Here is a 10294-nt window from a genome sequence, read left to right as displayed (position 1 = left end):
GCGTGAGTTTTAGCCCCGATGGCAGGACTTTGGCTTCTGGTAGTGATGACAGCATTATCAAACTCTGGAGTCGTAACACAGGCTGGGATTTAGATGCTTTGATGGGGCGCAGTTGCGATAGAGTCCGCGCTTATTTAACCTACAACATTAATATCAGCGAAAGCGACAGACATCTCTGCGATGGGATTGGCACGCAAAAGTAGCACATCTACCTTAGCGATCGGTAAAAATTAAAAATATGGCTGAAACAGTCGTTTTGCAAATACCAGAAGTATTGTATCGAGGCTTAGCGATAAAAGTTAAAATACAGCAATAACTAAGGAACGTAGAAACCATGACAGAGTTACTAGATCGCACAATTACCAAACTAAAAACATTATCCGTCGAGCAACAAGATGCGATCGCCATGATAATTTTAGAAGAACTCGAAGATGAAATTCAATGGAATAATTCATTTGAACGTTCCCAAGACCTACTCGCAAAACTAGCTAAAGAAGCAATGTCTGAATATCATGCAGGTAAAACTCAAGAATTGGATTTAGAAACCCTGTGAAATCAATTACCACCACAGCATTTCGTAAAACCTATGCTCAGTTACCCATCCAAATAAGAGAACGAGCCTACGAAGCGTATCTTCAGTTTAAAGAAGATCCAAGTCATCCCAGCTTACGATTTAAAAAAATACATTCAGAACTACCAATCTATTCAGTGCGGATTAGTAAAAACTATAGGGCTGTTGGACAATTGGATAAAGATACAATTATTTGGTTTTGGATAGGTTCCCATGCAGAATACGATAAGTTGTTACTTCAACTCTAGCGGAAGTATCAAGATGACTCCCAATATCCAAGAAACAGCGCAAACACTATTTAGCGAAATTCGTCAGCTTATTGATGCCGCCAAACAACGCGCTGCTGTTGCCATCAATTCTGAAATCACTCTTCTCTATTGGCAAGTCGGCGATCGCATCCAAACCGAAATACTACAAGGTCAACGAGCCGAATATGGCAAACAAATCATCGCAACCCTATCTCAGAAACTTACACAAACCTACGGCAAAGGCTGGAGCGAAAAACAACTTAGACATTGCCTTCATTTTGCAGAGACTTTCCCTGATCAACAAATTGTCTCTGCACTGCGGAGACAATTAAGCTGGACACACATCAAGACCCTAATGTACTTCGATGATCCGCTAAAACGCAACTTCTACATCGAAATTTGCTGCTTAGAGGGCTGGTCATCTCGCCAACTACAAGAACGCATTAACTCCATGCTATTCGAGCGCACCGCCATCTCTCGCAAACCCGAAGAAACCATTCGCCATGATTTAGAACAATTACGTGAAAACAAGAAAATATCACCCGATTTACTGCTAAAAGATCCCTACATCCTAGACTTCTTAGATATAAGCGATCGCTACCTCGAAAAAGACCTCGAAGATGCCATCCTGCGCGATATCGAGAAATTTTTACTAGAACTTGGTGCAGGATTTACATTTATTGCAAGGCAAAAACGTATCCAAATCGATAACGACGACTTTTATATTGACCTGCTGTTCTATAACCGCAAACTCAAACGCCTTGTTGCGATCGACCTCAAACTCGGCAACTTTCGCCACGAATACAAAAGCCAAATGGAACTTTATCTGCGCTGGCTAGCCAAATATGATCAAGAGAGTGATGAAAATCCGCCATTGGGAATCATTTTATGTGCAGGTAAAAAACAAGAACAAATTGAGTTGCTAGAACTAGACAAAAGCGGTATCCATGTCGCCGAATATCTCACCGTGCTACCACCCAAAGAATTGCTTCAAGCAAAATTACAAGAGGCGATCGCTTCGGTACGTCGGCGATTGCCTTCATCAGAACTGGATTGAGCTATATTCTTGGGCGATCGCCTTCAAGCAACTTGACTAAAAGTACTAAAATCAAACTAGATCGCCAAACTAAACTAAAGCCTCATGACCAATGCCAACCTGCCCCGCCGTGAAAGTTTAGTCAATCGCTTGATTTTTGGGCTGACCACCAGTACCTCACTACTAGCCACAGCAACATTGATCTTGTTGCTGCATATCCAACAAGGCACGCCCGAATTAGAATCCTTTACGACATGGCTAGCGATCGTGATTTTATCATCGGGATTAGGTTCTGGGTTATTTGTAGCTCTCTCGATTGTGCGGAGCATTCAGCCGCCACTAACAGAGCTAGCTGAAACTGCGGAAGAAATAACTACGGGTAATTTGTCAGCGCGATCGCAATTAAACCGAGCTGATGAAATTGGGGAATTTGCCAAGGTATTTAATCGCATGGCAGCGCATCTCGAAAGCAAAACCGCCACCTTAGAAGCCCGTGATATTCAGTTTGCGCTGCAATCCCTCGATCGCGTTTTAGTCAACACCACCGATCAATACAAATTAATCAAGGCAAGTTTAGAAGAAATTTGTAAACTTACAGGCGCACAACTCGGTAGCATTTATCTTTGGGAAATTCCGACCTCACGTCCTGACGGATGTCTAATATTAACTGCCGAATGGGGCTATAAAACTAGTCAAGCATTGACGGAAATCACCCTTGGCGAAGGGATTGTTGGTCAAGCAGGACAACTACAAGAAGCGATTATTTGGGAAGGCGATCGCCTCAAAGGGCAGACTCTGGTTTATCGGACTCCCGTGGGTGATTTATTGCCTCAGAGTCTTTCGGCATATCCTCTGATGCTTAGAAGCAGTCTTGTGGGCGTGCTATTTTTGGCTAGTCTCACACCGCTTTCAGATCGCGGACGGAATATTCTCCAATCGATTGGTCGTCGTCTTGCCACAGCAATTAGTAATGCCCAGAGTATTGAGACGATCGCCCGTCAGCGCGAAGAATTGACTACAGTATTCGAGCAGCTTGCCGATGGCGTATTACTCAGCGATCCTGCGGGACGGATTCTTAAAATCAACTCCGCAGGGCGCAAAATTCTCAGCTTTAATGCTCTAAATGCAGGTGTCGCCGCATCACCTGTAATTGCGAAATCCATGGAAGAGATTGTCAAACAATTTGACATCAGACATCAGGATGGCGAACCTGTAGACTTAGCGAATTTGGTGGTTTTCCGCGCCATGTCCACAGGAGAAGTCGTAGAAGATCAAGTGGTTTTACGTCCGCCTGAAGGTAATGAAATTATCCTCAGTACTAAGGCTGCACCGCTGGTTGGCACTGAATCAGAACTGATTGGTAGTGTGATGATTTTGCGCGATGTTACGGAGCAACGTTATCGCGATAAGGTGCTGCAAGAGACAAATAAAATCATGATCGAGCAGCAAAAGCGAATGAGCATTTTGCAACGTCTCACCAACTTGATTAACCAGCAGTTGCAAGATCTTGATGTCCTTTTGGAATCAGTGGTAGAGGCGACTCGTGACGCGATCATGTGGGCCGAGATATGTGTGATTGCTCTCTACAACCCTAAAGAGAATCGACTAACGTTATCAGCGGCAAAAGGCTTGCCAGAGGATTTCCCACTGCAAGAATCCTTTGATTTAGATGCTCAAAATCTGATTGCACAGGTATTTAAAGAAGGAATTCCTGTCGAGATTAAGGCAGGCGAATCACATCTCATTGAGAATCTACCTGTTAAAAGTGCTTTGTGTGTGCCGATTGAGTCTAGTCGTTCTGGACGCTTGGGGGTATTGGCGATCGGGCATGTCCAGCTGGAGAAAGCTAGTTCTCGCGAGGATTTGAATCTATTGGCTTCTTTTGGTGTGCAAGCTGCGATCGCGATCGGCAATGCTCAGCTAATCAATCAAATTGAAGCTCAAAACGCTCAATTATTGGAAGCAACTCAACTTAAGAGTCAGTTCTTGGCAAATATGAGTCATGAACTACGCACACCGATGAATGCGATTATTGGTTTTTCTCAAGTGCTATTACGCCAACGCCGTGATGCGCTCTCACCAAGCCAAGTTGATATGGTGGAGCGCATCCTTCGCAATGGCAAAAACCTGCTGGATTTGATTAACGATATTCTCGACTTGTCGAAAATTGAAGCAGGTAAGATGGAAGCTCATCCAGAAATCTTTAATCTTGACGAATTAATTCACCATACCTGCGAAAGCTTACAACCATTAGCTAATATCAAATCTCTCAATTTTATATTTGAAAATCATATAGGTACTTGTGCGATTTATCATGACTCGATTCGGATTAAGCAGGTGATTACCAACTTAGTTTCTAATGCGATTAAATTCACGGATAGTGGCGAAGTCTGTGTGGAGCTAACCTATGCGAAAATGCCAAATACAGGCATAGAAATGCCTGCTGTGCCTGAAATAATTACAGATGCCAATAATCCATCTAACGGAGAAGTGCAGATTTCTCCTTTCGCGACATCAAATATTCTCATCTCGGTTCGAGATACAGGTATTGGTATTGAGCCTGAGTTCCAGCGCACAATTTTTGAACAATTCCGTCAAGTCGATCAATCTTCCACACGTAAACATGGTGGGACTGGGCTAGGTTTAGCGATTACCGAGCAGCTTGTTTTGTTGATGGGCGGCACAATTTCTGTGGAAAGTGTAGTTAATCAAGGTTCAACATTTACAGTCGAATTACCTCCACGATTAAAGGACATAGAAATTACATACTGATGTTACGTGGAACGCTGAGATTGGGGCTTGGAGACCAAGCCCCTACCTTTACAAATATGTAGGGATTTGGTCTCCAAATCCTCTCTTAAGATGACATGGAAACATTATGACGATCTTTGTTCTACGTAACATCAGTTACATAGTAAAAAACAAGGCGATTCATTATTGATTCATAAACAGTTCATAGTTCGCTCATTATCAGTTCATAGTTCACTCATTATCTGTGATATAGCTCCAGCAAGGTTTTCACGCCTTTTTATTTGCTCTCAAATACATTGCAATCCTCTCAAAATGATTTACAATAGAATCTAATCATAGTAGAGAACTAAGAGATTGCTGCAAGCTTTTACAGCCAGTTTATTGCTAATTACTATTTCGGAATTAGGGGATAAAACTTTTTTTATCGCTGTGATTTTGTCGATGCGCTACAACCATCGCATCGTGTTTTCGTCAGTGTTAGCAGCATTAGCATTGATGACAGTATTATCGGTTCTGCTGGGACAAGCTGTCTCGCTATTACCAAAGGCTTACACTCACTATGGCGCGATCGCCTTATTTTTAATTTTCGGTGTAAAGCTAATTGTCGATGCAGTACGAATGTCGCCTACTTCAACCGAGGAAGTCGTAAAGGAAGCCGAGGAAACCGTTGCAGGGAAAAATCCACAAACTTCAATTCCTATTTTTGGCAAGATTTTAGCGCGTTATCCACAAATCGGAGTTTGGGCACAGGCTTTTGTGATGACTTTCTTGGCAGAATGGGGCGATCGCACGCAAATTAGCACGATCGCGTTAGCGGCGGCAAATGATCCGATTTTTGTGACCCTTGGGGCAATTTTGGGACATGGAATCTGCACTGTGATTGCAGTGATTGGCGGTCGTTTAGTAGCGGGGCGGATCTCTGAGCGGGTAATTACAGGAATTGGCGGCGTTCTCTTTTTGGTTTTTGGGGTAACTGCTTATTTTCAAGCTTAAAAAAAATCGGCACTCAGTGCCGATTTTTTTCTAGCTTCCTTCGACCTTACTGCGATATTCACTAGCAGACATAGTCTCATCTAGTTCGCCTGCATCTTCGATATTTACTTTGAGCAACCATGATGCACCGTAAGGATCATTACCAATGATTTCAGGCTCATCGACTAGAGCCGTATTAGATTCCATCACCGTACCAGTTACGGGGGAATAGATATCTTCTACAGCCTTAACCGACTCAATTGTGCCGAAGGTTTGACCTTTTTCTACCCTTGTCCCCACTTCAGGAAGATCGAGAAACACAATATCACCGAGTTGATCGATCGCAAAAGCCGTAATTCCCACTGTGGCGGTGTCATCTTCCAGCCGAATATACTCGTGGGAGTTAGTGTATTTCAAGTCATCAGGATATTCAAACATCTGGCTATTTTCCCTTTTTCTATCTTGATTATTGTAGACAAAAGAGAGGAGTGCAAAGCGCTCCTCTCTATAAATTATTTGGGTTGCTCTGCGATCGCCTCAATTTCATCGACTGGCTCACGTTTAGAAAATCCCCATATAAAAACTAGTCCGATGCAAGTCAGCATCAACCATTCGGGAGGAACTAAGCTATCAGAAAATACCTTGATAAATAGACGTAAACCTACAAGTAACACGATCAGATAGCCTGCCGATTCAAGGTGTGTAAATTCTGCTAACCACTTGATAAATAGTCCTGCTAGAAAGCGTAATGTGATAATTCCCGCGACACCACCAATCAGCACTAGCCAAGTCTCTTGAGCGACGGCAACTGCTGCGGTCACACTATCAAGTGAAAAAGCCAAGTCCGTTAATGAGACCAGAGCGACAACTTGCCATAATTTATCTGCCATCCGCACTGGATGCTGTGCATCATGACCTGCTTGGGACTTTTCTAAGAAAAATTTTCCTGATAGCCACAGCAGATATACCGAGCCAGCTAGTTCAAATTGCCAATATTTAATTACCCATGTTGCTGTAAAGATCAATACCACCCGCAATACAAATGCCCCAATTAAGCCGTAACGTAGCGCCCATTCTTCTTGCTTAGGGTCTGGTAGACTACGCACGATCGCAGCAAGGGCGATCGCATTATCCGCAGACAGAATTGCCTCTAGCAGAATTAGTACTCCCAAAATTGGAATAACTTCGGGGCGAAATGACAAACCATTTGTCTCTAGAAACTGCTCGAACATTCAATACTATCCATAACAAAACATTAACAAATACTACAAGTATACAAAATCATCAGACCATCAACTATAACTGTTGTCACATAAAACCTAAAAGAGTGTTGCGGCGCGAAGCGCCGCAACACTCTTTTAGGTTTTATTTCCTAACATGACTGGCGACAGTAACTAAAAGTAATGCAGACGCTTTGCGCCTTCATTACTTTTAGTTTTTTGTTACATTTTGCGGTGTTGCATAGAGGGCGCGTATGATAATTATTAAAGAGGGATTGCCAAATTTAGGTGCTTTTTTATGAAGTCAACAGCCTTTACTCACTCCGTGACTGCGATCGCTATCGCCTTTGTGGCTAGCTTTATGACAATGGGCATAGCCTCAAGCGTCCAAGCGCAAAATGCTGGACATCTCCAAGAACTTTTGGCTCATCGTACTTGTCAGCGATGCGAGCTAAGTGGCATTGCTGCCAATGGGGTCAATTTACGTGAATCGTTTCTTGATGTTGCTGATCTGCGCAAAAGTTCTCTCTCTGGGGCAACTTTGGCTTTTAGCACCATGTATTATGCTGATTTTCGTGGCGCAGATCTCAGCAACTCCGATCTGCGAAATACTTTCTTGATTAATAGCGATTTGATTAAAGCAAATTTGTCTGGCGCAAATGCTCGTAATAGTCGCTGGAAATATGCTGATTTAACCGAAGCGAATTTGCAAAACTCTAACTTGATTGATATCGAGTTGGTTTATGCCAAGCTCAACGGCGCTAATCTAGCTAATGCCTCTTTGCGAAACGCAAGCTTATATGGTGCAGATTTGACTGGCGCAAATCTCAAGGGTGCTGATTTGTATCGTGCTGACCTTACCAATGCCAATGTAACCAATGTCGATCTAAGTCAAGCTAATCTTTGCCGTGCAACTATGCCCGACGGCAAAGTTTCTATGCAAGGCTGTATGCAGTTTTAAGAATTGCGCTAGATCCCCCCCAGCCCCCCTTTTTAAGGGGGATTGAGGGGGATCTATTGGAGCTTTTGACGTAGAAAGTACTTCTTAGAGAGTTTTTTAATGACGATCGCATCACCATCAAATCAAGTGCCTGATCAAGTGCGTTGGCTCCAAGTATGGGGCTTAGCATCAGTTCAGGGTGCAATGACTTTGACTTGGATCGCTTATGCGATCTATTTACCGCAGTTTATCGAACAGGTTTTTGGCTATCCAACTAGTCAAGCAAAAGAATTTGCAGCGCTAATACTGGTAATCGAAAACGTGATCGCGGTTATCGTCGAGCCATTATTTGGTGGTCTGTCCGATCGCTGGCAGCGTTGTTATAGCACACGAATGCCCTTCATTGTTGCCGCTGTGATTGCCTCAACGGCTTTATTTATTGGATTACCCTGTGTTGCCATCTTTGGTGGAGCCAACGAAATTACGCGCATACTGTTACTCAGCCTAGCGATACTCTGGGCGATCGTCATGGCATCTTTTCGGAGTCCAGTCATGTGCTTGCTTGGTATCTTTGCAGGGGCAACGAAATTACCGCAGGCAGGCAGTGTTTTAACGCTAGTTGGTGGCTTTGTTGGGTCGATCAGACCTTTGGCGACGAAATTTATTTTGAGTCTGGGCGCACCTGCGACTTTTACGATCGCCTCGATTGTCCTGCTGGCAAGTGTGGCAGGATTGCGGAGTGCGATGATCTACATTCCTAAAAATCTCAATCCAGAATTAGAAAAATTAGAAAAAAATGAACCCTTACCAATCAGAGCTTGTTGGAGCAACTTAGCGATTGTCCTGTTTGTTGGTGCGGCGATCGGCTTAGGGCTGCGCTTGCTAATGGGGGATGTGTTGCCACGGGCGATCAAAGCGGATATTACAGGATTTACTGGTTTGTCTTTTGAGCTATTAATGGGAGCAGCACTGATTGCCCAAGGCTTGTTAGCTCTACTTACAGGTAGAGTCTCGAAGTTAATAGATAACAAACGCTTAATGATTATTAGTTTGGGCTGTATTGCTGCAGGTTTGGGCTTGTTATCGGCTGGCTACGGTGCGATCGCTACGATTATCATCATTTTATTTATGCTCACATGTCTCAGTGCGGTCAACAATGGCATGATTGCCTTTGCGCTGACAATGGTTCATAAATCCCTAAGTGGATTGACGGTGGGGATGTTCTTTGGAGGACTATCGGGTGCGATCGCAGTTTTTGGTTATCTCGTTCCGAAACCTGCGGAGATGCTCTCAACGCCAAACGTGATTTTGTTAACAGCGATCGCTTTTCTTGCCGCAGGCGTGGGCATAGCCTTAGGAGAGCGCATTACTGGTAAGCTCGTTGCTGATTAACTGCTGTGGCTTACCACGGGTTGCACCGATAATCCAATTCCCTAAAGCAGGAACTATTTGACAAAGGCTCACGCCCATATTTGCAAGGGGGGGCTGGACAAAGCAATTATGCATGATTCTGCCCAGTTGCAAACGCGTTTGAAATTCCTTACGCCATGCGATCGCATATTGTTTTTTAAAGGTGACAGCCGTGATTTGGTGCTCCAGAAATTGACTGACCAAAGGAACAGCGATTTCCGCTGACCGCAATGCCATCGCCATACCGTCGCCACAAAGCGGCGTAATCATCCCTGCCGTATCGCCAATCATGCAAATATCATTATGAAAGTTCTCTTTCAGCTCAAAGCTAATCTGGCTTAATCCTTGCAATGAAGTTGAAACTCTTTGCATATGGCGAAAGCGATCGGCTAATACAGGATTTTTGGCTAGGGATTCAGGAATATCTAACTCTGGATGCATTGGCTCCTTCATCACCCGTTCATGGGCAATCCAACAAACATTAATTTCTCCTGTTTCGATCTGTGATAGTCCACAATAGCCATGGGGGAAGCTATGCAGCTCGATCACATCAGCAATATCTACACCTGTGAAATGTCCTTTGTAAGCAATCCAAGGCGATCGCTTTTGCACAAATGACCGATTAAGATGGCGATCGAGCGATGAGCGTTTACCAAATGCCCCCAATACGATCCTTCCAGAGAATTCTCCTTTAGTCGTATGCACCGTAAATCCTTCTGAGAGATTGCCTGTAACGCCCGTAACCTTGGTGTTATCGATACAAGTTACATTCACCGCTTGCGATCGTTGAAATAGCATCAAGTCTAGTTGATAGCGGCTTAGTCCTAATGCGGTGCTAGGGAGCTTACTCCGAAATGATGCACCGCCAGAGGTCGTTAAGTAAGCCCGATGAATCGGCTGTGCGCCAACTTTGCGAACCTGTTCCATGATTCCTAGATGCTCAAATGACTCAGTTACCTCAACGGATAGAAACTCGCCACAGAGTTTGTGCATCGGGTAATGACTTTGCTCTAGCAAAAGGACGCGATAGCCCAGCTTTGCTAATTGAATGGCAGCGCTACAGCCCGATAGCCCTGCCCCGATCGCGATCGCATCGTAATTCATGTTTTGCCTTGACGGAGTTTCTCTATATATTGATGTTACGCG

Annotated in this window: 10 protein-coding genes and 1 pseudogene; 8 read left to right on the top strand and 3 right to left on the bottom strand. The window is 44.0% G+C overall.

Features of this window, described 5'->3' with window-relative positions:
- The 6 genes and pseudogenes from APA_RS15585 to APA_RS15560 all read left to right on the top strand — a co-directional run.
- Positions 1–203: pseudogene (locus APA_RS15585) on the top strand (hypothetical protein); the annotation flags it as partial.
- Positions 204–334: 131 nt separating this feature from the next.
- Positions 335–553, top strand: coding sequence for a hypothetical protein (locus tag APA_RS15580; RefSeq protein WP_201323185.1), 219 nt, complete (start codon positions 335–337; stop codon positions 551–553).
- Entirely contained in the window at positions 550–819 is a 270-nt protein-coding gene (locus tag APA_RS15575) for a type II toxin-antitoxin system RelE/ParE family toxin (protein WP_201323184.1), read from the top strand. Before APA_RS15580 ends, APA_RS15575 begins: the two co-directional genes overlap by 4 nt.
- A 13-nt stretch (positions 820–832) precedes the next feature.
- Positions 833–1876: a YhcG family protein gene (locus tag APA_RS15570; protein ID WP_201323183.1), complete on the top strand. Its 1044-nt coding sequence runs from the start codon at positions 833–835 to the stop codon at positions 1874–1876.
- An 84-nt stretch (positions 1877–1960) separates the two neighbouring features.
- Positions 1961–4627: an ATP-binding protein gene (locus APA_RS15565; RefSeq protein WP_201323182.1), complete on the top strand. Its 2667-nt coding sequence runs from the start codon at positions 1961–1963 to the stop codon at positions 4625–4627.
- Between the two features lie 333 nt (positions 4628–4960).
- Positions 4961–5599 (top strand): TMEM165/GDT1 family protein, encoded by a 639-nt coding sequence (locus tag APA_RS15560; RefSeq protein WP_201323181.1) that lies wholly within the window; start codon positions 4961–4963, stop codon positions 5597–5599.
- Between the two features lie 30 nt (positions 5600–5629).
- Here APA_RS15560 and gcvH read toward each other — a convergent pair whose 3' ends face one another.
- Both gcvH and APA_RS15550 read right to left on the bottom strand, forming a co-directional pair.
- Positions 5630–6016 (bottom strand): glycine cleavage system protein GcvH, encoded by a 387-nt coding sequence (gene gcvH / locus APA_RS15555; protein ID WP_201323180.1) that lies wholly within the window; start codon positions 6014–6016, stop codon positions 5630–5632.
- A 74-nt stretch (positions 6017–6090) separates the two neighbouring features.
- A complete protein-coding gene (locus APA_RS15550) occupies positions 6091–6810 on the bottom strand; it encodes a TerC family protein (protein WP_201323179.1) in 720 nt (239 codons plus the stop codon).
- Positions 6811–7096: 286 nt separating this feature from the next.
- Here APA_RS15550 and APA_RS15545 point away from each other — a divergent pair, with 286 nt between their 5' ends.
- Positions 7097–7759 carry a pentapeptide repeat-containing protein gene (locus APA_RS15545; protein WP_201323178.1) on the top strand — a complete coding sequence of 221 codons (663 nt, stop codon included), beginning with the start codon at positions 7097–7099 and terminating at the stop codon, positions 7757–7759.
- 99 nt (positions 7760–7858) lie between these two features.
- Positions 7859–9130: an MFS transporter gene (locus APA_RS15540; RefSeq protein ID WP_201323177.1), complete on the top strand. Its 1272-nt coding sequence runs from the start codon at positions 7859–7861 to the stop codon at positions 9128–9130.
- Here APA_RS15540 and APA_RS15535 read toward each other — a convergent pair.
- A complete protein-coding gene (locus tag APA_RS15535; protein WP_201323176.1) occupies positions 9092–10252 on the bottom strand; it encodes an NAD(P)/FAD-dependent oxidoreductase in 1161 nt (386 codons plus the stop codon). The two genes, APA_RS15540 and APA_RS15535, sit on opposite strands and share 39 nt — an antisense overlap.
- Positions 10253–10294: the final 42 nt, after the last annotated feature.

It is taken from the genome of Pseudanabaena sp. lw0831 (genome assembly GCF_016584665.1).
Taxonomy (GTDB): Bacteria; Cyanobacteriota; Cyanobacteriia; order Pseudanabaenales; family Pseudanabaenaceae; genus Pseudanabaena.
The sequence above is the reverse complement of the archived record's forward strand: the minus strand, read 5'-3'. Positions and strand labels throughout refer to the sequence as shown.